Raw genomic sequence first — 24514 nt, forward strand, 5'->3', positions numbered from 1 at the left:
GTCGGTCAGCGCCTCCTCGCTCTGGCCGCTGTGATCTGGCACAACACCAACATCGGCGCACCCAACCCACGATCACTCATCGCGTACGACCATTGACCAGCAAAGATTTAGGACTCAATCATCTAGCCACTCATCCCCCAAGACACCGGGACAGGCTAGGCAGCACACACGTCGTGATCATCAGACGAATGAATCATCAACGCAGCACAAAAGGGCGGATCGGCGTCATCCAAACGCGATTCCGCTGCGCGCCGACCCCGAAAGCCCAGCTCAGCGCAGCCCAACCAGGCCCCTCGTGTGGGTCACAGATGTGACCCACACGTGCCCCACACGCCTCTGAATCCCAGTTAAGCTCGTGAGTATTGCCTGGTAAAACTTGTGCGCCCGAAGGGATTCGAACCCCTAACCTTCTGATCCGTAGTCAGATGCTCTATCCGTTGAGCTACGGGCGCAGGTGCCGAGTCAGTCTACACACCCATCTCAGCGCGGAGACTCCGGGATTCGAACCCGGGAGGGGCTTTAAGACCCCAACCGCATTAGCAGTGCGGCGCCATAGACCAGACTAGGCGAAGTCTCCCTGTGGTCAGCAGACCACGTTGACCGAGGATACAGGGCAGGCCGCCACCGGAGCAAAACGGCTTTCCCGAGCGGGCCCGATCCGCCGTACGACCTCGGCGGTGACCAGCCCCACCGACCCGCCGGCGATCTGCGTCGATTCCCGTCCGGTGCGGAGGCCGCACCGCGACTAGGCTCGGGTGCCATGGAGGAGCAGCCGCCCGCCGAGTCTCCACGCCGCCGTTCACAGCCACGGTCGCCAGGCCGCCCAGAGGTGATCAAGGCCACCTTCGCCCCGCCGGCGGACCCTGACGCTGACCCGGAGGCGGCCCCGTCCTCCGCTCCCGCGCCCCGGCCCCGGAGCCGGAAGACCGCGCCGGCCGTCCTCTTCAAGCCGCCGGCTGAGAGCCCGGAGCCGCCACCGAGCGCTGATCCGAGGCCGCCGGCGGCCGTGCGGACACCACCGCCGACGGCCGTACCGGTCGAGGAGCCGACCCCGGGCGCCGGAGACCGACCGGAAGCCGACGAGGCCGCTGCCGCCGGTCAGAGCGTTCCGCCGTCGGACGCGGCGACGCCCACGTCTGCCGGTGCGGTCCGGAAGGTGGCGAAGAAGGCAACCAGGAAGGCGGTCAAGAAGGCCGCACCAGAGGCGGCCGGAAAGGTGACCGAGGCCACCTCGGCGGGAAACAACCCGCCACAGCCGCCGGAGAGCACCCCGAAGCAGGCCCCCGCCAAGAAGACCACGGCCGCCAAGAAAGCCCCGGCCGCGAGGAAGACCACGGCTGCCGGGGTAGCAGGCTCGGCCGAACTGTCCGGCTCGGCCGGCGAGACTCCGACCAGTGAAGTTCCGACTGGGAAGACTCCAGCCGGGAAGGCTGTGGGCAGGCAGAACGCCACCACGGGAACAAACCTGCTGGAAGATGCAACCGTCGGCGGCGGAAACGCGGCGTCGGGACGTACGCCGGAATCTGGACCGCGACCGTCGGCGGCCCGGTGGATCCTCGACCACCCGGGATACGCCCCCGAACTGCTCGCCCTGGCCGCCGTACAGGCGCTCGGGCCGGAGGCGGCGGCCTGGGCGGCGCGACTGCGGGCGACCTACCCGGCCGCGACCCCGGCCGGGCTGGCCCGGCTCGCCACCCGGCGGTATGTCCGGTTCTCCACCGTCGGGGCGGCCCTCTCGGTCGGCACCGGCGTCCTCGCCCCGGTCGCCGAACTCGTCACACTCGTCTGGTCCCAGACCGAACTGGTGCTCCGGCTCGCCGCCGCGTACGGGCACGACCCGACCGGGCCGGACCGGGCCGCCGACCTGCTGGTGCTGACCCGGATCCATCCGGACCGGCCCAGCGCCCTCGCCGCCCTGGCCGCCGCCGAACGGGTGGGCAACCGCCACCACGTGGAGCCGACCACGAATCCGGCCGACCGGATGACCCAGGCCGCCTGGCGACTCGGCGCGCCGACGCTGGCGCGTACCACCGGGTGGTTGGCGGTGCGGCTGGTCACCCGGCGGCTGCCCGGGGCGACGGCGCTGGCCGCCGGCCTCGCCGGCGCGACCGCCACCGAGCGTCTCGCCGCCCGGGCCACGACCCTGTACCGGGCGGCGGTGCCGGGTCAGAGCCAGTCGAACCAGTCGCGGGGCAGTAGCGCATAGCCGACGAAGGCGACCACGTCGAGCAGGGTGTGTGCCACGACCAGCGGCAGCACCCGTCGGGTACGCAGGAAGAACAGCGCGAAGACCACGCCCATCACCGCGTTGCCGAGGAACGCCCCGAATCCCTGGTAGAGGTGGTACAAGCCGCGCAGCAGGGCGCTGGTCGCGATCACCGCCCCGATCCGCCAGCCCATCTGCCGTAGTCGGGTCATCAGGTAACCGACCACGACGACCTCTTCGAGGATCGCGTTCTGCGCGGCGGAGAGGATCAGCACCGGAACCGTCCACCAGAGCTGCGGCAGGCTCGCCGGCACGACGGTGGCGTTGATGCCGAGCTGGGCGGCGACCCAGAACAGGCCGAGGCCGGGCAGTCCGATCACCGCGGCGAGCGCCGCCCCCCAGGCGAGGTCGTGGCCGGGTCGCCGTCGGTCCAGGCCGAGCAGGACCCGCGCCCCGGCGGCTTCCGGCTGGCCTGCGGTCTGGCCTGCGGTCTGGCCGGCGGGTTCCGGCTGGGCCGGGGCCCGGCCGGTGAGGGCCTCGGGGAGGCCCGGGACCCGCGCCGGGTCGAGCAGCAGCCCGGCCCGGTCGCCGACCCGGTCCCGGTTCAACAGGTGTACGGCGAGCAGCACCGGCACCAGCGCGAAGAGGATGCCCAGCAGCTGGTAGCTGAGGTCCAGCCAGGGCCGGGTCGACTGGGAGGCGTTCAGCGTCGCGGTCTGCTGGGACAGTGGCCGGTCGGCGGTCAGCCGGGCGATGATCGTCACCAGCGAGTAGATCGCGGACTGGCCCAGCGACACCCCGAGGACCAGCAGCACCTCGGTACCCAGGACCCGGCGGGTGCGGGGCCGGGCGAGATCAACCGTCACCCGACAACTGTGCCCGATCGGGCCGGCGACCGGGGTCCGCCGACCGGTTCACCCACCCGGTACGCCCTGATCGCACACTCTGTGCGACCTGAATCAACGCTGAGTGGTCATCCTTGTTCGCGCAGGGCTCCTGACCGGGCTCACGCAGAGCCCCTCGACCGGGAAGGTGTCATGGACAACCTCGCGCAGCTGTTGAAGGAGAGCTGGACCCTTGTCGAGGAGCAGCGGGACAAGCTCGCCGGATACTTCTACGCCCGGATGTTCCTCTCCGACCCCACACTGCGCGCCCTGTTCCCGATCCAGATGGACGGGCAGCGGGACCGGCTGCTGGAGGCGATCGTGACCGCCGTCCAGACCATCGACGACCCGGAGAACTTCGACGAGTACCTCCGCGCCCTGGGCCGGGACCACCGGAAGTACCACGTCAAGCCAGAGCACTACGACACCATGGGCGCCGCGCTGCTGGACGCGCTGCGGCAGGCCACCGGCGACCAGTGGAGTGTCGAGTACGACCAGGCGTGGCGGGACGCGTACCGGGCGATCGCGGAGAGGATGCAGGCCGGGGCGGCCGCCGACGAGAATCCGCCGTTCTGGCACGCCGAGGTGATCGGCCACGAGCGGCGGGGCAGCGACATCGCCGTACTGACCTGTCGACCGTTGACCGGACCGCTGCCGTACCGCGCCGGCCAGTACGTCAGCGTCGAGGTGCCGCTGCACCTGCCGCGGATGTGGCGGACGTACTCGATCGCGAACGCGCCCCGCGAGGACCACACCCTGGAGTTCCACGTCCGGTCGGTCGGCGCCGGTTGGGTCTCCAGCGCGCTGGTCCGCCGGGTGCGGGTCGGTGACCTGCTGCGACTGGCCGCGCCGATGGGGTCGATGGTCCTGGACCCGCACTCGGAGCGGGACCTGCTCTGTGTCGCCGGCGGGGTCGGCCTCGCCCCGATCAAGGCGCTCGCCGAGGAACTGGCCCGGACCAACCGCACCCGGTGGATGCACGTCTTCGCCGGTGCGACCACCCGTGACGAGTTGTACGGCCTCGCCGAGCTGTACGAACTGGCGGCCAACCACCCCTGGTTGTCGATCATTCCGGCCTGCAGCGCCGACCCCGGGTTCGTCGGCGAGCAGGGGGAGATCTCCGAGGTCTTCGCCCGGTACGGCCCGTGGACCACCCACGACTGTTACGTCTCCGGTTCGGCGGCGCTGGTCCGCGCCGCGCTCCGGACCCTGGCCGCGGACGACGTACCGCCGGAGAACATCCGGTACGACGCCTTCGGCGACCTCTAGACCCCTCTAGACCTCCTCTCCCCCCAAGCCGGGTCTCGTGCCCTGCCCGCAGGGCACGAGACCCGGCTCCCCCTCTCCCGGAGGGAGAAGCCCTCAGTAGCGCCAGGGGTTGCCGGTGTCCCGGTACTCCTCGATCGGCACCAGCGGCACGTCCGGGTCCATCCGGTCGACGTAGAGCCGCCCCTCCAGGTGGTCGACCTCGTGCGCGACCAGCCGCGCCATGGCGAGTTCGAACGACGTGATCACCCGGGCGCCGTCCCAGCGGGCGTGTTCGACGTCGAGCCGCAACGGCCGGGAGACCAGGCCGCGCAGGTCGAACAGGGAGAGGCAGCCCTCGTACTGCTCGTCGGTCTCCAGCGCGGCGTCGACCACCCGTGGGTTGAGCAGCACCACCGGTTCGGCCTCCCGGTCCGGTGGCCGGACCAGGGCGGCGGCCCAGGGGAGCCCGAGCTGCGGCGCGGCGAGCCCGACGCCCTTGTTGAACGGGTGCAGTTCGTCGAGTCGGGCCAGGGCGGCGCGGAGCCGGGCGACCACGTCCCGGGCGTTCGCCTCGTCGCGGGGCAGGTCGAACTGCCGGGCCGGCTGTCGGAGCAGGTCGGCGCCGAGCTGCACGATGCCGGCGGCGCGCATCCGGTCGCTGGCCCGGGCCGGTGGTTCGGCCGGGGCGGGGGCCGGCGGCGCCGGTTGGGCGCGGTACCGCCATTCGAGCCGGTAGCGGGCGTTGAGCGGCGGTTCGTCGGTGGACCACTCGAAGAGTGCCCGGCCGTCGTCGTCGCGGCGTTGCAACGGGGTACGCAGCGGCCCTTCCTCGGCCGACAGCGAGATCTCCACTCCCCAGACCTGCGGGTCGAGCTCCAACGGCAGGTCGAGGCGGAGCGCGAGCCGCCGGGTGGGCAGCCGTACGGCCCGCTGGAACCACTGGCCCCACTTGTCCTGGCTGACCCGGTACGAGTACTCGGTGGTGACCCGTTCGCCGGGGTAGAGCGGGAACCGCCCGTCGGCGTTCTCGAAGAGCAGCCACACCTCCTTGAACGCGTCCCGGTCGTGCTTCTTGCGCCACTCCATCGACTCACGGGTGCCCTGGTCGTCGCAGTACGCCTGCAGGTCCAGCTCGGCGAAGGTGAGCGGGTTCTCCCGGTGGTGCCGGTTGGACCGGGCCGGGTCGTTGGGGTAGCGGTCGACGGCGATCCGGACCAGGTAGCGGGTCACCGGCTCGGTGCCGGCGTTGTAGAGCGCCCGCCGAATCACGCAGCGGTACGCGTCGTCGTGGAAGGCGAGGGTCGCGGTCTCCTGTTCGACGATCAGTCCGGTGCCGGGCGGCATCCACTGCTCGGGGACCGGCGGGTCCCGGTGGGCGACGGCGGTGGTGCGGGCCTGCCGGAGTTCGTCGTATTCCTGGAAGCGCTGCCAGATCGCGCCGGACGCGCCGAGCACGGCCTCGGCCCGCCGGGCGAAGTCCTCGGTCGGTCGGTGGCGGCGGCCCTCCACGTGGCTGACGTACGACGGGTCGAAACCCATTCGGGCCGCGAGCTGTTTCTTGGTCATGCCCCGCTCGACCCGTCGGCGGGACAGCTCGGCCGCGAACGAGTCGGCAGCCCGTTCGATAGGCGAGGTCGTCATCACATTCCTCTGGCCGGGAATCTCAGTCTGCCGGCCAAGCCGCCCAGTCTGACAGAACTGCCGCGTTCGCGACAATGGCTTGACATTTCGGCCAGCTTCTCTGATCCTCCCCGATCCGCTGACCAACCCCGGTCCGACCCGCCGGGAGTCGCTGTCCGGTCGGCGCCGCCGGATGTGTGTGGGCGGCCGTGGTGGAGTCGATTAGCCGACCGGCGGACGGGAACCTTGGCGGAAGCTCTACGTGATCGCCTTAACTCTGGTTAGCCTAGCCTTAGTAGGCTAGGGTGACGATGAGTTAGTCAACCGGAGGGTGGACATCCCGTGGCACTGCTGGCATCAGGGCAGACCAGGCCGCTGACGGCCGGGGCGCCGGCCGCATGGCGACACTCCACCCCGCGACGCCTTGGCGACTCCGCGTGACCGTCCTGGTCGGCGACCGGACCGCCGCACCCCTGGCTCCGGTGACCGCCACGCTGCGCGCCGCCTTCGGCACCGACGACCTGCCCGGGCTCGCGACCGGCCTGCTCGTCGCCGACGAGCCGGGCTGGTCCCCGGCCACCGAACTGGTCGACGGCACCCGGCTGCCCGAGGTGCTGGCCGCCGCCCGGCAGCGTTGGAACGCCACCCCGCACGCCGCCGCCGCGCTGACCTGGAAGGGCTACGCCTACTGGCTCTGCCTGCCGGTGGCGCTCGGTTGGGCCTCGGCCCGGCGGGTGCCACTGCTGCACCCGGAGAACGTCCTGGTCCATCTCGAGGCGCACCGGCCGCTGCTCAAGATCGGCCTGCGGCGTTGCACCACCATCGCGGTGCTTCCGTCGGACCCGCTGGCCCTGACCGACCTTCCCGAGATCCGGGTCGTGGCGGACGAGGCGGAACTCCTGGACGTCCTGCGCACCTCACTGCTCGACGCCCACCTCACCCCGCTGCTCGACGCGATGCACGGCCAGGTCCGGCTCGGTGCCCGTACGCTGCTCGGCTCGGTCGCCTCCGGGGTGGCGCACGGGGTGCTGCGGGCCGCCGACTCGCTGCCCGGCGGCTCGGCGGAGACGATCGGCACCCTGCTGGAGACCCTCGGCGTGGCGGACCTGATCGACCTGGTCCCCGGCCCGGCCGGGGAGTTGACCGTGCAGCGCAGGACCTGCTGTCTGGCCTTCACCCTGCCGCAGCCGAAGGTCTGCACCGGCTGCTGCCTGCGCTCCGCCTGACCGCCGTCGATCTCTTCCGGGCGCACCGGGTCCGCTCCGGCTGTCGGCCGGGACCCTGACGGGGAGGGCGAGATCGACGAACCGACACCGGGTCGTAATCGGGTCGGTACAACCTGCGAGGGCGGTCGAGATATCGTCGGGCTGGTCTGGTAACAAAACACCCCCGAACTGGTCACAACCGAAGTGCAAGTCATGAGTTCGGCTCGCACGAGTGCCCCAATTTCCCTACGGTCGTCGTAGATGGTTCACTCTGTCGGTCCAGTGCAAGTCGAGTCAGAGCGTGAGGAATCGACGCATGGCAGAAATAACTGGAGATCAGCGGGTTCAGGAAGAGGTGCTCGAGGGCCTCGCCACCGCCGTCAACCACCGGCGCTGGTTCGTCGAGCTGGCCCTGCCGTACCTCGGTGACAACGCGATCGAGATCGGCAGTGGCCTGGGCGACTACGCCATCGAGTGGGCCCCGTTCCTGCAGCGCTTCACCGCCACCGAGGCGGACCCGGACCGGCTGATCGCCCTGAAGGAGCGGCTCTCCGGCGAACCGAACATCGAGGTCCGGCAGATGCTGCTGCCCACCAACGAGCAGGGCGACTACAGCGCGGCCGTCTCCTACAACGTGCTGGAGCACATCGAGGACCACGTCGGCGCGCTGCGCAGCATGCGCGGCCTGGTCCGGCCCGGCGGGGCGATCGTCCTGATCGTGCCGGCCTTCGAGTTCGCGATGGGCCCGGCCGACATCGCCACCGGGCACGTGCGCCGCTACACCAAGAAGACCATGCGGGCGGCCCTGGAGGAGGCGGGACTGCAGGTCGAGACCCTGCACTACGCCAACGCGCTCGGCCTGATCGGCTACTACATGGCGACCAACGTCTTCCGGCTGATGCCGAAGGAAGGCCCGATGGTCAAGGTGTACGACACCCTCGTCCTGCCGGTGACCAAGGCCGCCGAGCAGGTGGTCCGTCCGCCGTTCGGCCAGTCGGTCTTCGCCGTCGCCCGGGTCCCCGCCTGACTGTTCGCGGGGCCACGGGCCGGCATCACCCCGATCAGTCCCGGATGGCGATGCCGGCCCGGTTCACCGTCAGCCCTTCACCTGGTACGTCGGGCGGATCACCGCCCGCGCCAGGGTGTGGAACGTCAGGTTGAAGCCGACGTACGCCGGGCTGGCGTCCGGCGTGACCTCGAGCTGCTCGACGTCGAGGGCGTGCACCGCGAAGACGTACCGGTGTGGACGGTCCCCGGCCGGCGGCGCCGAACCACCGTACGACTGCTCGCCGTAGTCGTTACGGACGCTGAACGCACCCTGCACGCCGGCCGACGAGTCGCTTCCGGCGCCCTTCGGCAGCTCGGTCACGTCGGCGGGGACGTTCACCAGGACCCAGTGCCAGAATCCGCTGCCGGTCGGCGCGTCCGGGTCGTAGCAGGTCACCGTGAAGCTGCGGGTCTGAGCGGGAAAGCCCGACCAGGCGAGCTGCGGGGAGAGGTTCTGCCCGCCCACGCTGGGGTGCCCGAACTCCGCCGGCATCTGCTCGCCGTCCTGGACGTCCGCGCTGGTCACCGTGAACTCCGGTACGGCCGGCAGCACCGCGTACGGGTCGGGCGGAATCGGTCGGTCAAGGGTCATCGAAAGAGGTCCTTTCAGCGCTTCAGGTGGCCCCACCGAATCGGCGGTGCCGGGTCCCTTTCTACCCGTTGACGCGGCCGCCACCCGCCGCACCTCACCCCCGGGTCGCCGACTTCTCAGCGCCCGGGGCATCCCCCGGTCCCGTCCCAGGACCGTCGCTCCGGCAGGTCGTCGACCCATGCCTCCGTCCCCGGCGCGGTGTCGGCGGTACGCCGCAGCTCGGCGGCGGTGACCCCGGGCGGCGGTACGGCCGCCCGACGGTGGATCTCGACCACGAGCGGTGGCTCCGGACGTTCCACCCGGGCCAGGTAGCCGAGCGCGACGGCGAGCGCCTCACAATGCAGTACGCCACAGATCGGACAGATTCCCTCACGGTCCGGGGTGTGCTCGGCGACGATCCGGCGAGCCACCAGGATCAGTCGGTTCCGCACCTGCACCGGGGACAGCAGCTCCATGCATGCCCTCGCTTCACGTCGTCCGCCCACTCGGGGGCAGGCCGGTCGGACCCCCACCAACCCAAACCGGCACCTACACAGGATCACCAGGCGATTACTTTGGGTAGGTTAGTAGATCGCACCGCATCCCCGTCAACCAGCCGTCCGACACTTCCCACGTGACGGATCGAGCCACCCTCATCCCGGGCCGGACCCGGACTCGCCGATGCCGGTGATCCGGCGTAACTCCTCGTCCGACGGCACCCGACTGGGCAGCACCGCCCGGAGCTGCGGCGGAGCCCAGCCCGGATCGTGTGTCTCCAGCCAGGACCCGGCGACGATGATCCGGCCGCAGTCCGGTTGGCCGCACGGCCGGCAGCCGTCGATGCCGCGCGGCCAGTGGGCGGTCATGACAAGCCGAGCCACCACCGTCACCATCGGCCGCAGCTGGGCTGGAAGCTGCCGGCCGGCCGTCACCACGACCCAGAGCGCCCACTCCTGGGTCGGACACCAGCCCGGACGACACTCCTGGCAACCTCGACCCTCCGCGTGGGCGGTGATGATCCGGTACGCGTCTTCGATGGCGAAGCGCGGGCGCCCCTCGGGCATCATCATCGCCGGGCCGCCTTAGTGAGAGCGTCGACCCGCACCATCAGGTGTAGCCACGACCCGTGTGCGGGCGTCGTGGTGTGGGAACACCGCGGCTGTTCATGACCGACGACCCAGACCCAGAGACCCGCCTCGTCAAGCCTGGTCACATTCCGATGGATCCGGGAGACGGACATGTCGACGTACGAGCCGATCGGGAGACTGGCGCAGTGGGACCGCTCGTCGGGGCGGAGCTTGAGAATGGTGCCGGATTCGACATCAGGGACCGTCAGGGTCGGCGTCACGATCGGCGGTGGGGTGGCTGCGGGGTCGCGATGGCGACGGGCAGTCTCGCTGGTCAGCGCCCTGACGACGGCGGCGGTGGCGGACGCGGGTGGCAGCTCCGGCTGCGGGTCGACGTTCATCGACCCACCCGGTATTGGCGGCTCTGACCGTAGGTAAGCAGCGGCAGGCCGTTAATCATGGTCGGTCCCACCCAGCTCATCGTGAGCCGCCGGTCGCGCTCGTCGCGCTGCCGCCGAGCCAGGTCGATGACCCGCTGCCGGGCCAGCGCCGCCTCAGCCGCGTCGCGTTCGACGGCGACCCGCAGAACCTCGACGGCATGTCGTTTGAACGGCGCCGCCGCCCGACGCCGCCTCCACCATGTCCGGATACCCACCATCGCCTCCTCAGCCGCTGGATCGTGGGCGACCGGCCCGGAAGCGCCTACCCCTAGATCACCTACCGTGCCGGCCGCTTGGACGTTAAGCTACTCCCGTACAGACAGCCTGTCTAGACGGGTAAGCCGGGGCGAGGACAACCCATTGCGACGACGTTGATCGGGGGTACGGTGACCGACGTGCCTACCCCGCACGACCGGCCCCGCTACCGCCAGGTCGCAGACGAACTTCGCCGCAGGATCATGTCCGGCGCGATTCCGCCCGGCAGCATCCTGCCGTCCGAGTCAGCCCTCATCGAGGAGTTCGGCGTGGCACGCGGCACGGTGCGCGAGGCGATTGCGCTGCTCCGAACCGAAGGGCTGGCGGTCACCGAGATGGGGCGGGGCACCTACGCCCGGCCTGTGCTACCGGTACGCCGACTCGGCTCCGACCGGTATCGACGCGAGCTGGAGCAGGTCCGCAGCGGCGAGCTGGGCACCTCGTTCACGTCGGACCAGCAGATCGACTGGTCGGATTACCGGCTGGACAAGGAATTCCGCGAGGTCCCTGCCGATACGACAACCGCCGAGCTGTTCGGCATCGGACCGGGAACGCCGCTGCTGGAGCGGCGCTTCGTGTTCCGCGCCCAGGGCGTGCCGCAGCAGATGTCCACGTCGTCCTTGCTACTGGACATGGTTCGCGGCACGCCGGTGGCCGACCCGGACCGCGAGCCCTGGCCCGGTGGCAACACCGGTCAACTCCACAGCCTCGGCGTGGTCATCACCGGCATCCGGGAACGGGTTCGCGCACGGATGCCACTGAAAGACGAGATCGAGACCCTGAAGATCCCTGGTGGGGTGCCGGTCGTGACGATCACCCGCCAGACGTACGCCGGTGAGCGCGTTGTCGAGGTTGCCACCGACATCGTCATACCCGCTGACCGGGTCGAGCTGGACTACTGGATCGACGTAACCTGATGCGACACGTGTCGCAGGCGCGTCGAGAACTGGGGATCCGGTCGAGGAGGAGCCCGGGACCGCCGACAGGTGAACGACACGATTGGTGAGCCACACCAACCCCTGGCGAGACGAAGTGAGACCGACTCACTAGCCAAAGGCACGCCCTCTGACCGGCGTTCGCGCTGGTCAGGGGGCGTTTTTGCTGTCCAGGAAGCGGAGGGCGTGGGATTCGAACCCACGAGGACGTTGCCGCCCTACCGGTTTTCAAGACCAGCGCCATCGGCCACTAGGCGAGCCCTCCTGGGCCACGGTCGCCGGCGATACGGCGGTCGCGGCCGTGCCTAGTCTGCCACGAGCGTCCACCTGACGCGCGTACCCGGTCTCCCGAAGTCCCGCCGGGCGGCTGCGAGCGCACCATCGTGATCGGCCCGGGGGCGCGCGCCGAAACATGGATCGGGTAAGACTGTACGAATGAAGGCGATCACCATCCCCGAGCCCGGTGGACCCGACGCGCTCGTCTGGGCCGAGGTCCCCGATCCGACCCCGGGGCCGGGCGAGGTGGTGATCGACATCCGGGCCAGTGCGGTCAACCGGGCTGACCTGCTGCAACGGCAGGGGTTCTATCCGCCGCCGGCCGGCGCGTCGCCGTACCCGGGTCTGGAGTGCGCCGGGGTGGTCAGCGCGCTCGGGCCCGAGGTGACCGGCTGGGAGCTGGGCCAGCCGGTCTGTGCGCTGCTCAGCGGCGGCGGCTACGCGGAGCGGGTCGCGGTCCCCGCCGGGCAGCTGCTGCCGGTGCCCGACGGTGTCGACCTGGCCGACTCGGCGGCCTTGCCGGAGGTCGCCTGCACGGTCTGGTCGAACGTCGTGCAGCTCGCCCGGCTCGGCATCGGCGAGACACTGCTGGTGCACGGCGGCGGCAGCGGCATCGGGACCTTCGCGATCCAGCTCGGCACCGCACTCGGCGCGACCGTGCTGGTCACCGCCCGGGCCAACAAGCACGAACGGCTGCGGGAGCTCGGCGCCGCGCTCGCGATCGACTACACGACCGAGGACTTCGTCGAGGCGGCGAAGCGGGCCACCGACGGCCGGGGCGCCGACGTGATCCTGGACATCATGGGCGGGTCGTACCTGGGACGGAACGTCACGGCGCTGGCCACCGGCGGCCGGATCGTGGTGATCGGGCTGCAGGGTGGCCGCAAGGGTGAGCTGAACCTCGCCGAACTGCTGGCCAAGCGGGGGTCGGTGGCTGCGACCGCACTGCGGTCCCGGCCGGCGGCGGAGAAGGCGGCGATCGTCCGGGGGGTGCGCGAGGAGGTCTGGCCGCTGATCGAGTCGGGTGCGATCCGGCCGATCGTCCACCACCGGCTGCCGATGAGCGAGGCCGCCGAGGCGCACCGGCTCGTCGACGCCAGCGATCACTTCGGCAAGGTGCTGCTCACCGTCGGCTGATCCGTCGACTGCTCCGCGACCGGCTGCCGGGGCAGCAGGCGGTGCGGGCCGGGACCGTTCGCCGCCAGCTGGTCGTCCGGGTTGTAGAGGGCGCAGCTACGCAGTGACAGGCAGCCGCAGCCGATGCAGCCACTCAGCCGGTCGCGGAGCCCGGTGAGCAGCGCGATCTGCGCGTCCAGCCGACTTCGCCAGAGCGTGGAGAGCCGCGCCCAGTCGGCCTTGGTCGGGGTACGTGACTCGGGCAGCGTCGCCAACGCCGTCCGGATCTCGTCCAGCGACACCCCGACCTGCTGGGCGATCCGGATGAACGACACCCGGCGGATCTCGGCCCGGTCGAACCGGCGCTGATTGCCGCTGGTCCGGCCGGCCCGGATCAGCCCCAGCCGCTCGTAGTAACGCAACGCCGACGTCGCCACCCCGGACCGCGCCGCCAGCTCTCCGATGGTCAGCGTCTCGTGCCGCACCCTCCGCCCCTCCCACATATCGAAATCCCTCGTCACAAGGTCTTGAGTTGAAGCGCACTTCAACTTGCAGGGTAGTGACATGACAACGCCGAGTTCCACCCCGACCCGGCCCGTGCTCGGGCCGCTGCTGCGCCGGCTCACCGGCGACGAGAAACACGCGCCGAGCGCGCACTCCACCCTCGACGTGCTGTGGGTGCTCTACGACCGGGTGCTCCGGATCAGCCCGGAAACGGTCGACGCCCCCGACCGGGACCGCTTCCTGCTCTCCAAGGGACACGGACCGGCCGCCTACTACGCCGTACTCGCCGCCAAGGGGTTCATCCCGGAACACTGGCTCGACGACCTGGCCGGCCCGGAGAGCCGGCTCGGCCACCACCCCGACCGGCTGCTGGTCCCCGGCGTCGAGATCGGCAGCGGTTCACTCGGCCACGGACTCGGACTGGCCGTCGGCACCGTACTCGGGCTGCGGGCCCAGGGCCTGACCGAACCCCGGGTGTACGTCCTGCTCGGCGACGCCGAACTCGACGAGGGAGCCAACCACGAGGCGATCGCCTACGCCGGCGCGACCGGACTCGACGCGCTGACCGCGATCGTGGTCGACAACCGCTCCGCCAGCCACGGCTGGCCCGGCGGGATCGCCAGCCGGTTCACCGTCAACGGCTGGACCGCCTCGACCGTCGACGGGCACGACCACGACGAGTTGGCGGAAGCCCTGACCACCCGACACCCCGGTCGGCCACACGTCGTCGTGGCCGCCGTCGCCCCCAAGGAGTACTGAGATGCGGGACGCGTTCGTACAGACCACCACCGACCTGCTGGAGAACGATCCGCGTACCGCCCTGGTGCTCGCCGACATCTCCGCCGACCGGTTCGTCGACGCCGCCCGGCGGCACCCGGACCGGGTGCTCAACGTCGGGATCCGCGAACAGTTGATGGTCGGGGTCGCCGGCGGGCTGGCGCTGACCGGGATGCGCCCGATCGTGCACTCGTACGCCACGTTCGCGATCGACCGGACGTACGAGCAGCTCAAGCTCGACCTCGACCACCAGGGGGTGGGGGCGGTCGTGGTCAGCGTCGGCGCCTCCTACGACGGAGCGGAGATGGGGCGCACCCACCTGTCCCCCGCCGACGTGGCGCTGGTCGACACGCTCACCGGCTGGACGGTGCACGTACCCGGGCATCCGGCCGAGGTACCCGCGCTGCTCCGCGCCGCGGCCCGGCATGACGAGCCGGTCTACCTGCGGCTCTCCACCCAGGTCAACGACCTGCCCCGACCGGGTGCCGGACGGTTGACCGTGGTGCACCGGGGCAGCCCGGTGGCACCGGTCGTGGTGGCGGTCGGCCCGATGCTGCATCCGCTGCTGGCGGCGATCGCCGGACTGGACGTCACCGTGGCGTACACCCACACCCCGCGTCCGTTCGACATCGCCGGCCTGCGGGAACTGCTGCCGACGCCGGACGCCTCGGTCGCCCCGGCGGTGGTCCTGGTCGAGCCGTACCTGGCCGGTACGTCGAGCGCGGTGCTCGGCGAGGGGCTGGCGGACGTACCGCACCGGCTGCTCGCCCTCGGCGTGGGCCGCACCGACCTGCGCCGGTACGGCACTGCGGCGGACCACGCCCGGTGGCACGGCCTGGACGCGGCCGGGCTGCGCCGTTCGATCAGCGCCTTTCTCGGCTGACCGGCTGGCCAACCACCCACGCGGCAGTTCGGGGCGCTCAGCGCCGTTCGGCCTGCTCCCGGCGGCGGGTACGTTCCCGGCCCAGGATCCAGAGCGCCTCGACGCCGTCCTTCCAGGTGATCTTCTTGCCCTCCTCGCGGCCCCGGGCCCGGTAGCTGATCGGCACCTCGTACGGCCGGATCCGGCGGCGGAGCAGCTTGCCGGTCACCTCGGCCTCCATCCCGAAGCCCCGGGAGCGGACGTCCAGCGAGCGGTAGAGCGCGATCGGCAGCAGTTTGAAGCAGGTCTCCAGGTCGCCGATGTAGGAGTTGAACAGCACGTTGGCGGCGGTGGTGACCGCCTTGTTGCCCATCACGTACCAGAAGCTGTAGGCGCTGTGGCTGCCGAACGTCCGATTTCCGTAGACCACCGTGGCCCGGCCGTCCAGCACCGGGGCGAGCAGCTTCGGGATGTCCTGCGGGTCGTACTCCAGGTCGGCGTCGAGGATGACCATGTACTCACCCTCGGCGTTGTCGACCGCGGTCTTGATCGCCGCGCCCTTGCCCGCGTTGCGCGGATGGGTGATCACCCGGAGCCGGGAGTCGTCTGCCCGGCCGAGAATCTCTCCGGTACCATCGCGGCTACCGTCGTCGACGACAACAAGTTCGATCTCGCACGGGTAGTCGACCGCGAGAGCCTGCTTGAGGGCGTCCGCGATGCGTTCTTCCTCGTTGTAGACCGGCATGAGGATCGAGAGCTTCACGGGGATCTCCACGGTGCGGACGACGAATCGGGCCCTAGCCTAGCCTGATCGGCAGCCTTCACAATGCCTGGTGCCGCGCACGAGCGCAGGTGAGGGTCCTTCCGACGATCGTCGCCGGCCACTGGCCGCCCCGCAATGCCCCTCCCACGACCTGGCAGTTCCGGCCCGATCCGGGCTGATCCGCCGACGGGTCGGCGGGTCGACGAACCGGTCTGTCAACGGGCGAGCGGGTCAACGGGCGAGCGCGGGACGGAACTTCGGTGCCCGGCCCGAGCCGGTCGACGGGCCACCCGTCGCGGGCCGCCGGGGCGGTACGGCCCGGACGCCCCGCCCAGCCGGCACGGCTGCCGGGGCCGCCGGCGTCGGAACCGGCAGCCCGGCTCCGGCGACCGGAACAGTGGCCGGAGCGGCGGAGGCAACCGGCCGTGCTACCCGAGTTGTCATCTTCGCTCGGAAGACGTGATTGAACAGGGCGTCGAGTTGCCACAGCTGGCTGGGCCGGTCGGCCCGGATCAGAAACCGTTCCCGTACGCCGTCCACCGCGGTCGCGGCCAGTTCGAGCACCGACGTACGCGGGTCCGGGGTCCAGGCGGCGTTGCTGAGGTGCCGCAACTCGGTGTTGAGGTGCAGCCGCAGCCGCTGCAGCACCCGGCTCTGCTCGGTCACCACCAGCCGGCGGGCGGTCAGCAGCAGCAGATAGCTACAGGTCGGCTGCTCGGGGCGGATACATCGGGCCACCAGGACGGCGGCGTCCCCGGCCTGCACACAGCTGCGCAGGACCGGCAGGTGCCGACTCACGGTCGGGCTGGTCACCCCGGTCTCGGCGGCGGCCGGCAGGAACGTACGGACGAACACATCCATGCCCGTTCCAACGACACGCCGCCGGGGATGACGCGGCCAGGACATGGACGAGAATGATTTTATAGAAGTTCCACGATGGTGGTGTTCGCCATCCCGCCGCCCTCGCACATGGTCTGCAGGCCGTACCGGATGCCGTTGTCCCGCATGTGTTGCAGCATCGTGGTCATGATCCGGGCACCGGATCCGCCGAGCGGATGACCGAGGGCGATCGCGCCACCCCGGGGGTTGAGCCGGGCCGGATCCGCCTCCGTCTCGGCCAGCCAGGCCAGCGGCACCGGGGCGAACGCCTCGTTGACCTCGTACACCCCGATCTCCTCGATGCCGAGCCCGGCGCGGCGCAACGCCTTCGCGGTGGCCGGGATCGGTGCGGTGAGCATCAGCACCGGGTCGGCGGCGGCGACCACGGCGGTGTGGATCCGGGCCAGCGGCCGGAGGCCGTGCCGCCGGGCCCAGTCGGAGCTGGTCACCGCGAGCGCGGCGGCGCCGTCGGAGATCTGCGAGGCGGAGCCGGCGGTGACCACACCGTCGGCCCGGAACGGGGTGGGCAGCTCGGCGAGCCGTTCCAGGGTGGTGTCCCGGCGGATGCCCTCGTCCGCGACGACCTTGGCCCCGTCCGGCACCTCGACCGGGACGATCTCCGGCTCGAACGCACCGGCGTCCTGGGCGGTGGCCGCCTTTTCGTGGCTGGCCAGCGCGAACTCGTCGAGCTGACGCCGGTTCAGTCCCCACTGGCGGGCGATCAGCTCGGCGCCGACCCCCTGGTTGAACGGCACCGGCTCATCGGCGGCGAAGCCCTCCCGGTCCCGGTAGCGGTTGCGCACCTGGTCGCCGTAGGGCAGCCCGGTCGGCGTCGGGCCGGCGGCCGGGGACGCCACGCTGCTGCCCATCGGCACCCGGGTCATCGACTCCACCCCGCCGGCGACCACCAGGTCCGCCTGGCCGGCCAGCACCGCCGCGGCGGCGAAGTGCAGCGCCTGCTGACTGGAACCGCACTGCCGGTCGAGCGTGGTGCCGGGCACCGACTCCGGCCAACCCGCCGCGAGTACGGCGTTACGCCCGACGTTCCAGGCCTGCTCGCCGACCTGGGAGACGCAGCCCCAGATCACGTCGTCCACGTCGCCCGGGTCGAGCCCGGTCCGTTCGGCGAGGGCGCGCAGCACCTGCGCCGACAGGTCGACCGGATGTGCTCCGGCCAGCGCTCCCCGGCGCCGCCCGACCGGGGTCCGTACCGCACCGACGATGACCGCGTCCGCCATGTCTACTCCCCAGTAACTTGTCTGCTCCGATCGTACCGTCAACAGCGGCCGATCCCACCGGCCATGTTCCTGGCATCCTGGATCCGTGCCTGCCGACCGCTACGACGAGCCGATCGACCGCACCGGGCAGCCGGACCCGGATCACCCCGGGCAGCCGCGCCCATCGGCCGGCCCATCGGCCGGCCCATCGTCCGGTTCGGAGGGTGCGGCCCCGGGTTGGCGGGTCCAGCCGGTGCTGCCGATGGTCAAGATCGGCGCTGCGGTGCTGCTCGTCGCGCTCGGCGCGCTGCTCGCCGCCAACGACAACGACCCGGTACAACTCGGCATCGCGGTGGTGGCCGCCGCCGGCCTGCTGGTCTGGGGAGTACGGGACCTGGTCGCGCCGGTCCGGCTCACCGCCCACCCCGCCGGCATCACGGTGATCAGCGGGTACGCCGGTCAACGGCACCTGCCGTGGACGGCGGTCGAACGGATCCGGGTCGACACCCGGCCCCGGCTCGGACTGCGTACCGAGACGCTGGAGGTCGACGCCGGCGAGTCGCTGCACCTGTTCAGCCGGTACGACCTCGGCACCGCGCCGACCGAGGTCGCCGAGACGCTCCGCCGACTCCAGGCGACCCACTCGACCGGTGTCACCGGCGAGCCGCCCCGCTGACCAGCCGGCGGAGCCTGCCCTTCCCGCCGCGTCGCCGGCGCCGGCGGCCCTGGCAGACCGGGCGCTGGTCAGCCGACCAGCGCGGCGGTCTGGATCAGGGTCAGTCCGGCCAGCACCAACCCGATCAGCACCCCACCACCGGCCTGGAACAGGGTGCGACGGCCCCGTGGGGCGTAGGCCAGCACCAGAGCCATCGCCGCCCCGGTCACCAGACCACCCAGGTGCCCGGCGATCGAGATGCCCGGTACGGCGAACGTGATGACCAGGTTGACCACCAGGACCGGAATCACCGACGAGGTGTCCCGACCCAGCCGGCGCATGATCACGAAGAGCGCGGCGAAGAGACCGAAGATCGCCGTCGAGGCGCCGGCGGTCTCCCTCATCGGATTGGTGAACAGGTACGCCGCCACGTTGCCACCGAACCCGGCGACCAGATAGAGCGCCAGGAACCGCAGCGGGCCGAGGGTGGCCTCCAGCGTCCGACCGAGCATCCAGAGCGCCCACATGTTCAGCGCCAGGTGCACGATGCCGTAGTGCAGGAACATCGCCGTAATGAGCCGGTAGTAGTCCCCGGCCGCGATCCCGTCCTGCGGCCCGAACGGGCCGAACGGGGCCCACAGGCCGAGCACCGCCCCCCAGTTGGTGAGCGGGGTCGACCCGCCGAGCAGACCCCCGAGCCCGCCCCCGGCGATCGACTCGCCGGATCGGGCCGACAGGATCGAGAGCAGCATGACCGCGACGTTGATCCCGATCAGCACCTTGGTGACGTAGCCCTGGCGACCGGCGGCACCGCCCCCGAAGGCGGTACGCACCGGCCGCTGGCTACGACGGCCCTCGGCCACACACTCCGGGCACTGGTGCCCGACCGAGGCCTCCCGCATGCAGTCCGGGCAGATCGGCCGCTCACACCGGGTACACCGGACGTACGTCTCCCGACCCGGATGGCGGTAGCAGACCGGCGTGGTCGGCGGCGACTCGCTCATGCCGTCACTGAGCTTGCTGATTCGGCCATGGACGCAAAGGTACCCGGGATCGACGTCAGGCGCCCTGACGCTGGATCTCGACGCGCTCGATGACCACGTCCTGGACCGGACGGTCCATCGCGCCGGTCGGCACCTTCGAGATCGCCTCGACGACCTTCGCGGACTCCTCGTCGGCGACCTGGCCGAAGATGGTGTGCCGGTTGTTCAGGTGCGGGGTCGGCGCGACGGTGATGAAGAACTGCGAGCCGTTGGTGCCGGGTCCGGCGTTCGCCATCGCCAGCAGGTACGGGCGGTCGAACCGCAGGTCCGGGTGGAACTCGTCGGCGAAGTTGTAACCCGGGCCACCCGTACCGGTGCCGGTCGGGTCACCCATCTGGATCATGAACCCGCTGATGATCCGGTGCGAGATGGTGCCGTCGTAGTACGGCCCGCTGCCCGGCTGCCGGGTACGCGGGTCGGTGTACGGCCGGGTGCCCTCAGCCAGTTCGACGAAGTTGCTGACGGTCTTCGGCGCGTGGTTCGGGAAGAGTTCCAGCCGGATCGCGCCGGCGTTGGTGTGCAGGGTCGCGTAGACGGCCTCGGCCACGAATACTCCTTGTTCGATGTGTTCGCCGGTCCGACCGGGCCGGCCGGACCGGACCTCCCCGCCGGCGCCCAGGTCCGCCGCCGACGTACGGGTGGTGGTTCCATGCGGATCCTCCCATGTGCCCGTTCTGCAGGTGCGGGCGCATCCGAGGGTGCAGGATGACGGAGGAACAACACCCAAGGAGGTGGGGACCGGTGTTCGGATTCGGGGGGCGCACTTCCCACAGGCAGCTCGTCAGGGACGAGCTGGGCGAGAGTCTTGATCATCTGGCGCGGGCGGCCAACCACGCCGCGTCAGGGGTCGGGGCGGCGGTAGGGCCGCGGGCGTACGCCGCCCGGGACTACCTCTCGCCGACGGCGACCAGGGTACGGCGGACCGCGTCGGACGGTTGGGAATCGGCGATGACCAGGGTGGCGCCGTTGGCCGTGGCCGCCGCCGCAGGCGCCCGTCAGGCCGGCTCGGTCGCCCTCGAGGCGAGGTCGAAGAGAGTGAAAGCGATGCGGAAGAAGAATTCGATGCTGCGCCGACGCTGGCCGATGCTGACCGGTTTGCTGGTCGCGGGGGCGGTCGCCGGGGCGATGGGCGCGGTGGCGATGCGCCGGCGGGAGCAGCAGCAACCCTGGGACGAGTACGACCCGGCGGCGGCGTTGGACACCGTACGCGGGGACGCCGCGACGATCATGGGCAGTTCGGCGGGCGGCGCGGTCCGTGAACCGGGCTCGCCGAAGTCGTCGCCAATGGAGAAGATGACGGACCGCGTCGGTGCGGTCACGGAGAAGATCAGCGCTGGTGCGGCGGTGACCGACGGCGCCAAGAAGGCCGGGGCCAGGGGCGAGCAGAAGTCGGACGACCTGCTCGGCACCGGCGGCGCGGCGTCCCGCAACCGCAGCAGTTGAGCGCGGGACCCGCGGCCCGGCCGGCGCCGGGCGGACGAGACGACCACGGCGTGGGGTGACGGCTCCGTTCCCCACGCCGTGGCGTTCCGGCACCGAAGCCAGCCGCAGAACCGACACCCACGGCGCCAGGTTGAGAGAGCCGGAGCCAGCGGCAGCGCCGGCGGCTACGGTGCCCGGCCGGCAGAGCCGGTGGTCAGAGCCAGCGGTTGCGCCGGAACCAGCGGTAGAGGCCGATCGAGATCGCCAGCATCAGGGTGAACACGACCGGATAGCCGTACTTCCACTTGGTCTCCGGCATGAACTCGAAGTTCATCCCGTAGATCCCGGCGATGGCGGTCCAGACCGCGGCGATGGCGGCCCAGGCGGCGATCTTGCGCATGTCGTTGTTCTGGTCGACCGTCACCTGGGCCAGCCGCGCCTGCAGGATCGAGTTCAGCAGGTCGTCGTAGGAGGCGACCTGCTCGACGGTTCGGGTCAGATGGTCCTGCACGTCCCGGAAGTACTTCCGGATCTCCTTCGGCACCTCGCGGTTCAACTGTCCGGTCAGCGTCATCAGCGGACGCTGCAACGGCACGACGGCACGCTTGAACTCGACCAGTTCCCGCTTCATCTGGTAGATCCGCTGGATCCGGCCGTGGGCCTGCCGGGCGAAGACCTCGCTCTCCAGCACGTCCAGGTCGTCACCGACCCGGTCGGTCACCTCGAGGTAGATGTCCACCACCCGGTCCATCACCGCGTACGCCACCGCCCACGGGCCCTGCCGGAGGATCTCCTGCCGGGATTCGAGGTCGGAGCGGACCGCGGCGAGCCGGCAGGCGTCACCGTGCCGGACGCTGATCACGAAATCCGGCCCGATGAAGAGCATCACCTGACCGGTCTCGATCACGTCGGTGTTCTCGGTCAGCTCACCGTGCCGGACATACCGGACGGTACGCAGCACCAGGAAGCTGACCTCACCGAACTGTTCGAGTTTGGGGCGCTGCTCGGCCTTGACCGCGTCCTCGACCGCCAGTTCGTGCAGCCTGTACGTCTCGGCGATGCCGGCCATCTCGGTCAGGCTCGGCTCGTGCAGCCCCACCCAGACGAAGGCGTCGGACTGCTGTCGGGCGGCTTCCAGCGCCTCGGCGTGGTGCCACTGCCCGGCCTGGCGTACCCCGTCGACGTAGAGGGCGCAGTCGACCACGCCGCCGTGTCCGCTCCGGGTCTGGGCCACCGGGGTCCGCTGCTGGGCCACCTCGGTGTTGAGCATCCGACTGACCGCCCGGACCGGGGCGGTCCAGGCACGGGATCTCGACCGGCCACGTCCGTTGGTTGGCGCCTGATCGTGATCAATCCGATCCGACATGATCAACACCCCCCTCCGCCGCAGTTCAGTGCGCGTTGCAGCGTACGCCGCCGAAGCGACCGGACCGAAACCTCGCGGGGTCGGCGCCGGGTGGACCGTCCACGTCGGGGGGTGAGGTGCGGACGGCCCACCCGGCGCCTCTGGGGGGCGGGGGTATTGTCTCCGACGCCACTCCCGCCCGGTCGATCCGCTGACCGCCGATCCGGGGCACACCCGTCGACGCCAGCTCTCGACCTTGACGCGAGTAGCGCTCGCAGCATTGTGGGCCGCTTACCCGTCCGTAGGGAACCCCGGAACGTCAGCTGGGCACTTTTGTCGACTATCCGACAGAAGTGCCCAGCTGTGTCATTCATCCGCTATGAGCTGGTCGCCAGCCAGTGGCCGGGAGCCGCCTACCCGCGACCCGCCCTAGCCACGTACCGCCCGGACCGCGTCGGCGAGCCGGCGCACACCCTCGTCGATCTGCTCCGGCGTCACCGCCGAGTACGCCAACCGCAGCGAGTGCTCCCCACCCTCGGGCAGGAAGTCACCACCCTTCACCACGGTCACGCCCCGCTCGGTCGCCGCCGGCACCAGCTCGTCCGCGTGCACGTCCTCCGGCAGCTCGATCCAGAGGAAGTAGCCGCCGTTCGGTTCGGTGAACCGGACATCCGGAATCTCCCGTCGCAGCGCGCCGGCCAACGCCGTCGCCCGCTCGCCGAGCGCCGCGCTGACCTTGCGGATCGACCGGTCGACGTCCCCGGAGACGCAGAACTGGTACACGATCGCCTGCGCCACCATCCCCGGCGAGATGTAGAGGTTCGTCGCCTGCTTCGCGATGTCGGCGATCAGGCCCGCCGGCCCGACCAGGTAGCCGACCCGTACCCCGGGGCAGATCGTCTTGGTGAAGCTGGAGGCGTGCACCACGTTGTCCCCGTCGTCCAGGGTCAACATCGACGGCAGCGGCTCACCCCGGAACCGGACGTCGGCGTACGGGTCGTCCTCGAAGATCGTGAAGTTGTACTCGGCGGCCAGCTCGATCAGCGCCCGCCGCTTCTCCAGCGACAGGGTCACCCCGGCCGGGTTCTGGAAGTTCGGGATGATGTGCGCCAACTTCGGCCGCAGCCCCGAACCCAGCAGGTTCGCCAGCTCCCCGGTGTCGATGCCGTCCGGCTCGATGGTGACCGCGTGCACCTTGCTCCCCATCCGCTGCAGGTTCAGCAGCGTCCGGTCGTACGTCGGCCGCTCCACCACCACCGCGTCACCCGGCGAGACGAGGTGCTGGAAGAGAAACGCGTCGGCCTGCAGCGAGCCGTTGGTGACCAGCACCTGGTCGACGTCAACCCCGTGCTTCTCCGCGATCCACTTGCGCAACGGTGGGTATCCGACGGAGGTGCCGTACCCGGTGATGCCGGCCGGGTCGGCGTCGAAGGCCCGTCCGGCGGCCGCCTTCAGCCCGTCGATGTCGACAATGTCCAGCGACGGCGCACCACGGGCGAACGAGATCAGCTGCTCGACAGTCATGACTACCCAGCGTACGGGCGCCTTCCGCGTCAGGGGCGCAGGCATGGCAATGTCCGAATCCTGAGCAGCCGACCCCCGGCGACACCGGCGGACCGGACCGGCCGACCGGCGGCGACCGGCCGGTAACCGCCGACCCGGCGCGCCCCCGGAGACGGGAACTAATCTCGACGGGTGCCCACCGAGTCCGAACCCCTGCGCTGCGCCGGAGCACTCGTCGTCGACGACGACGGCCGGATCTTCTTCCAGCGGCGGTCCCCCCACCGGAAACTCTTCCCCAACACCTGGGACATCGTCGGCGGCCACCTCGAAGCGGGCGAGACCGTCGAGGAGGCGCTGTTCCGCGAGGTGACCGAGGAGACCGGCTGGCACGTCTCCCTGGTGCTCGGCCTGGTCGGCGAATACACCTACACCGGCACCGACGGTATCGACCGGATCGAGACCGACTTCCTGGTCCGGGTCGACGGTGATCTGTCCCGGCCCCGACTCGAACCCGGCAAGCACACCGAGTTCCGGTGGCTCACCGAGGCCGAGATTGAGATTCTCGACGAGCACCGGCAGCCCGGCGACGGGGTGATCCGGCAGATCGCCGAGGACGGCTTCCGCGCCCTACGGCTCATCGGCCTGTGAACCCGTACCCCGTGCCCGAATGGGCG

25 protein-coding genes, 3 tRNA genes and 2 pseudogenes are annotated in these 24514 nt (G+C 70.8%); 12 read left to right on the forward strand and 18 right to left on the reverse strand.

Annotation, left to right across the window (positions count from 1 at the left end):
* Positions 1–96, forward strand: a pseudogene (locus tag ABGB21_RS31730) (IS982 family transposase); the annotation flags it as partial.
* 283 nt (positions 97–379) lie between these two features.
* On the opposite strand, the gene ABGB21_RS31735 reads toward ABGB21_RS31730, so the two are convergent.
* The 3 genes from ABGB21_RS31735 to ABGB21_RS31745 form a co-directional block, all read right to left on the reverse strand.
* Positions 380–452: transfer RNA gene (locus tag ABGB21_RS31735), tRNA-Arg, on the reverse strand.
* A gap of 34 nt (positions 453–486) precedes the next feature.
* Positions 487–577: transfer RNA gene (locus ABGB21_RS31740), tRNA-Ser, on the reverse strand.
* 521 nt (positions 578–1098) lie between these two features.
* A complete protein-coding gene (locus tag ABGB21_RS31745) occupies positions 1099–1335 on the reverse strand; it encodes a hypothetical protein (RefSeq protein ID WP_347654517.1) in 237 nt (78 codons plus the stop codon).
* Between the two features lie 97 nt (positions 1336–1432).
* On the opposite strand from ABGB21_RS31745, the gene ABGB21_RS31750 reads away from it, so the two are divergent.
* A complete protein-coding gene (locus ABGB21_RS31750) occupies positions 1433–2206 on the forward strand; it encodes a hypothetical protein (protein ID WP_347680918.1) in 774 nt (257 codons plus the stop codon).
* Here ABGB21_RS31750 and ABGB21_RS31755 read toward each other — a convergent pair.
* Entirely contained in the window at positions 2167–3072 is a 906-nt protein-coding gene (locus ABGB21_RS31755) for a CPBP family intramembrane glutamic endopeptidase (protein ID WP_347680920.1), read from the reverse strand. The genes ABGB21_RS31750 and ABGB21_RS31755 overlap by 40 nt on opposite strands.
* Positions 3073–3243: 171 nt before the next feature.
* Here ABGB21_RS31755 and ABGB21_RS31760 point away from each other — a divergent pair, with 171 nt between their 5' ends.
* Complete coding sequence (locus tag ABGB21_RS31760; protein ID WP_347680922.1) at positions 3244–4359, forward strand: globin domain-containing protein; 1116 nt, start codon at positions 3244–3246, stop codon at positions 4357–4359.
* A gap of 93 nt (positions 4360–4452) precedes the next feature.
* Here ABGB21_RS31760 and ABGB21_RS31765 read toward each other — a convergent pair whose 3' ends face one another.
* Entirely contained in the window at positions 4453–5979 is a 1527-nt protein-coding gene (locus ABGB21_RS31765) for a peptide deformylase (RefSeq protein ID WP_347654513.1), read from the reverse strand.
* 425 nt (positions 5980–6404) lie between these two features.
* On the opposite strand from ABGB21_RS31765, the gene ABGB21_RS31770 reads away from it, so the two are divergent.
* A complete protein-coding gene (locus tag ABGB21_RS31770) occupies positions 6405–7184 on the forward strand; it encodes a ferric iron reductase (protein ID WP_347654595.1) in 780 nt (259 codons plus the stop codon).
* A gap of 295 nt (positions 7185–7479) precedes the next feature.
* Entirely contained in the window at positions 7480–8190 is a 711-nt protein-coding gene (locus tag ABGB21_RS31775; protein ID WP_347654512.1) for a class I SAM-dependent methyltransferase, read from the forward strand.
* 69 nt (positions 8191–8259) lie between these two features.
* On the opposite strand, the gene ABGB21_RS31780 is transcribed toward ABGB21_RS31775, so the two are convergent.
* The 4 genes from ABGB21_RS31780 to ABGB21_RS31795 all read right to left on the reverse strand — a co-directional run bounded on the left by ABGB21_RS31780 (position 8260) and on the right by ABGB21_RS31795 (position 10506).
* Positions 8260–8802 (reverse strand): YbhB/YbcL family Raf kinase inhibitor-like protein, encoded by a 543-nt coding sequence (locus tag ABGB21_RS31780; RefSeq protein WP_347654511.1) that lies wholly within the window; start codon positions 8800–8802, stop codon positions 8260–8262.
* 116 nt (positions 8803–8918) lie between these two features.
* Complete coding sequence (locus ABGB21_RS31785; protein WP_347654601.1) at positions 8919–9257, reverse strand: hypothetical protein; 339 nt, start codon at positions 9255–9257, stop codon at positions 8919–8921.
* A gap of 177 nt (positions 9258–9434) precedes the next feature.
* Positions 9435–9851: a hypothetical protein gene (locus ABGB21_RS31790; RefSeq protein WP_347654510.1), complete on the reverse strand. Its 417-nt coding sequence runs from the start codon at positions 9849–9851 to the stop codon at positions 9435–9437.
* A 394-nt stretch (positions 9852–10245) separates the two neighbouring features.
* Entirely contained in the window at positions 10246–10506 is a 261-nt protein-coding gene (locus ABGB21_RS31795) for a hypothetical protein (protein WP_347680924.1), read from the reverse strand.
* A gap of 177 nt (positions 10507–10683) precedes the next feature.
* Here ABGB21_RS31795 and ABGB21_RS31800 point away from each other — a divergent pair, with 177 nt between their 5' ends.
* Positions 10684–11460: a GntR family transcriptional regulator gene (locus ABGB21_RS31800; RefSeq protein WP_347654508.1), complete on the forward strand. Its 777-nt coding sequence runs from the start codon at positions 10684–10686 to the stop codon at positions 11458–11460.
* 196 nt (positions 11461–11656) lie between these two features.
* Here the strand turns inward: ABGB21_RS31800 and ABGB21_RS31805 are convergent.
* Positions 11657–11743 (reverse strand) — tRNA-Ser (locus tag ABGB21_RS31805).
* 170 nt (positions 11744–11913) lie between these two features.
* Here ABGB21_RS31805 and ABGB21_RS31810 point away from each other — a divergent pair.
* The gene (locus tag ABGB21_RS31810) at positions 11914–12891 is read left to right on the forward strand and encodes an NAD(P)H-quinone oxidoreductase (protein ID WP_347680926.1); all 978 of its coding nucleotides are present in this window, start codon (positions 11914–11916) and stop codon (positions 12889–12891) included.
* Here the strand turns inward: ABGB21_RS31810 and soxR are convergent.
* A complete protein-coding gene (gene soxR, locus ABGB21_RS31815; RefSeq protein ID WP_347654506.1) occupies positions 12858–13355 on the reverse strand; it encodes a redox-sensitive transcriptional activator SoxR in 498 nt (165 codons plus the stop codon). The two genes, ABGB21_RS31810 and soxR, sit on opposite strands and share 34 nt — an antisense overlap.
* Before the next feature lie 79 nt (positions 13356–13434).
* On the opposite strand from soxR, the gene ABGB21_RS31820 reads away from it, so the two are divergent.
* A complete protein-coding gene (locus ABGB21_RS31820; protein ID WP_347680928.1) occupies positions 13435–14133 on the forward strand; it encodes a transketolase in 699 nt (232 codons plus the stop codon).
* Between the two features lies 1 nt (position 14134).
* A complete protein-coding gene (locus ABGB21_RS31825; RefSeq protein WP_347680930.1) occupies positions 14135–15034 on the forward strand; it encodes a transketolase in 900 nt (299 codons plus the stop codon).
* 37 nt (positions 15035–15071) lie between these two features.
* Here the strand turns inward: ABGB21_RS31825 and ABGB21_RS31830 are convergent, their stop codons facing one another.
* The 3 genes and pseudogenes from ABGB21_RS31830 to ABGB21_RS31840 form a co-directional block, all read right to left on the reverse strand.
* Positions 15072–15776 carry a glycosyltransferase family 2 protein gene (locus ABGB21_RS31830; protein ID WP_347654503.1) on the reverse strand — a complete coding sequence of 235 codons (705 nt, stop codon included), beginning with the start codon at positions 15774–15776 and terminating at the stop codon, positions 15072–15074.
* Positions 15777–16196: 420 nt separating this feature from the next.
* A pseudogene (locus ABGB21_RS31835) lies at positions 16197–16637 on the reverse strand (hypothetical protein); the annotation flags it as partial.
* A gap of 59 nt (positions 16638–16696) precedes the next feature.
* Positions 16697–17893: an acetyl-CoA C-acyltransferase gene (locus ABGB21_RS31840; RefSeq protein WP_347680932.1), complete on the reverse strand. Its 1197-nt coding sequence runs from the start codon at positions 17891–17893 to the stop codon at positions 16697–16699.
* A 241-nt stretch (positions 17894–18134) separates the two neighbouring features.
* On the opposite strand from ABGB21_RS31840, the gene ABGB21_RS31845 reads away from it, so the two are divergent.
* Complete coding sequence (locus ABGB21_RS31845; protein ID WP_347680995.1) at positions 18135–18548, forward strand: PH domain-containing protein; 414 nt, start codon at positions 18135–18137, stop codon at positions 18546–18548.
* 68 nt (positions 18549–18616) lie between these two features.
* Here ABGB21_RS31845 and ABGB21_RS31850 read toward each other — a convergent pair whose 3' ends face one another.
* Positions 18617–19531 carry a rhomboid family intramembrane serine protease gene (locus ABGB21_RS31850; protein ID WP_347654500.1) on the reverse strand — a complete coding sequence of 305 codons (915 nt, stop codon included), beginning with the start codon at positions 19529–19531 and terminating at the stop codon, positions 18617–18619.
* Positions 19532–19586: 55 nt separating this feature from the next.
* A complete protein-coding gene (locus ABGB21_RS31855; RefSeq protein WP_347654499.1) occupies positions 19587–20117 on the reverse strand; it encodes a peptidylprolyl isomerase in 531 nt (176 codons plus the stop codon).
* 497 nt (positions 20118–20614) lie between these two features.
* Between ABGB21_RS31855 and ABGB21_RS31860 the strand changes: the two genes are divergently transcribed.
* On the forward strand, positions 20615–21013 hold the full coding sequence (locus ABGB21_RS31860) for a hypothetical protein (protein ID WP_347654498.1): 399 nt from the start codon (positions 20615–20617) through the stop codon (positions 21011–21013).
* Between the two features lie 193 nt (positions 21014–21206).
* Here the strand turns inward: ABGB21_RS31860 and corA are convergent, their stop codons facing one another.
* Positions 21207–22358 (reverse strand): magnesium/cobalt transporter CorA, encoded by a 1152-nt coding sequence (gene corA / locus ABGB21_RS31865; RefSeq protein WP_347680934.1) that lies wholly within the window; start codon positions 22356–22358, stop codon positions 21207–21209.
* Positions 22359–22766: 408 nt separating this feature from the next.
* Positions 22767–23861, reverse strand: a complete 1095-nt coding sequence (locus tag ABGB21_RS31870; protein WP_347680936.1) for a PLP-dependent aminotransferase family protein — start codon at positions 23859–23861, stop codon at positions 22767–22769.
* A 171-nt stretch (positions 23862–24032) separates the two neighbouring features.
* Between ABGB21_RS31870 and ABGB21_RS31875 the strand changes: the two genes are divergently transcribed.
* Complete coding sequence (locus tag ABGB21_RS31875; protein ID WP_347680938.1) at positions 24033–24488, forward strand: NUDIX domain-containing protein; 456 nt, start codon at positions 24033–24035, stop codon at positions 24486–24488.
* Positions 24489–24514: the final 26 nt, after the last annotated feature.

Origin of the sequence: Plantactinospora sp. B24E8 (assembly GCF_039871735.1) — a bacterium.
Taxonomy (GTDB): Bacteria; Actinomycetota; Actinomycetes; order Mycobacteriales; family Micromonosporaceae; genus Plantactinospora.

Excerpts from the sequence above, each read along its gene's own strand:
- ABGB21_RS31775 (WP_347654512.1), top strand. The coding sequence starts at position 7,480 with ATGGCAGAAATAACTGGAGATCAGCGGGTTCAGGAAGAGGTGCTCGAG.
- ABGB21_RS31820 (WP_347680928.1), top strand. The coding sequence starts at position 13,435 with ATGACAACGCCGAGTTCCACCCCGACCCGGCCCGTGCTCGGGCCGCTG.
- ABGB21_RS31765 (WP_347654513.1), bottom strand. The coding sequence starts at position 5,979 with ATGACGACCTCGCCTATCGAACGGGCTGCCGACTCGTTCGCGGCCGAG.
- ABGB21_RS31790 (WP_347654510.1), bottom strand. The coding sequence starts at position 9,851 with ATGATGATGCCCGAGGGGCGCCCGCGCTTCGCCATCGAAGACGCGTAC.
- corA (WP_347680934.1), bottom strand. The coding sequence starts at position 22,358 with ATGTCGGATCGGATTGATCACGATCAGGCGCCAACCAACGGACGTGGC.
- ABGB21_RS31795 (WP_347680924.1), bottom strand. The coding sequence starts at position 10,506 with ATGGTGGGTATCCGGACATGGTGGAGGCGGCGTCGGGCGGCGGCGCCG.
- ABGB21_RS31825 (WP_347680930.1), top strand. The coding sequence starts at position 14,135 with ATGCGGGACGCGTTCGTACAGACCACCACCGACCTGCTGGAGAACGAT.
- ABGB21_RS31850 (WP_347654500.1), bottom strand. The coding sequence starts at position 19,531 with ATGAGCGAGTCGCCGCCGACCACGCCGGTCTGCTACCGCCATCCGGGT.
- ABGB21_RS31780 (WP_347654511.1), bottom strand. The coding sequence starts at position 8,802 with ATGACCCTTGACCGACCGATTCCGCCCGACCCGTACGCGGTGCTGCCG.
- ABGB21_RS31845 (WP_347680995.1), top strand. The coding sequence starts at position 18,135 with ATGGTCAAGATCGGCGCTGCGGTGCTGCTCGTCGCGCTCGGCGCGCTG.
- ABGB21_RS31870 (WP_347680936.1), bottom strand. The coding sequence starts at position 23,861 with ATGACTGTCGAGCAGCTGATCTCGTTCGCCCGTGGTGCGCCGTCGCTG.
- ABGB21_RS31860 (WP_347654498.1), top strand. The coding sequence starts at position 20,615 with ATGCGGAAGAAGAATTCGATGCTGCGCCGACGCTGGCCGATGCTGACC.
- ABGB21_RS31785 (WP_347654601.1), bottom strand. The coding sequence starts at position 9,257 with ATGGAGCTGCTGTCCCCGGTGCAGGTGCGGAACCGACTGATCCTGGTG.
- ABGB21_RS31840 (WP_347680932.1), bottom strand. The coding sequence starts at position 17,893 with ATGGCGGACGCGGTCATCGTCGGTGCGGTACGGACCCCGGTCGGGCGG.
- ABGB21_RS31760 (WP_347680922.1), top strand. The coding sequence starts at position 3,244 with ATGGACAACCTCGCGCAGCTGTTGAAGGAGAGCTGGACCCTTGTCGAG.
- ABGB21_RS31810 (WP_347680926.1), top strand. The coding sequence starts at position 11,914 with ATGAAGGCGATCACCATCCCCGAGCCCGGTGGACCCGACGCGCTCGTC.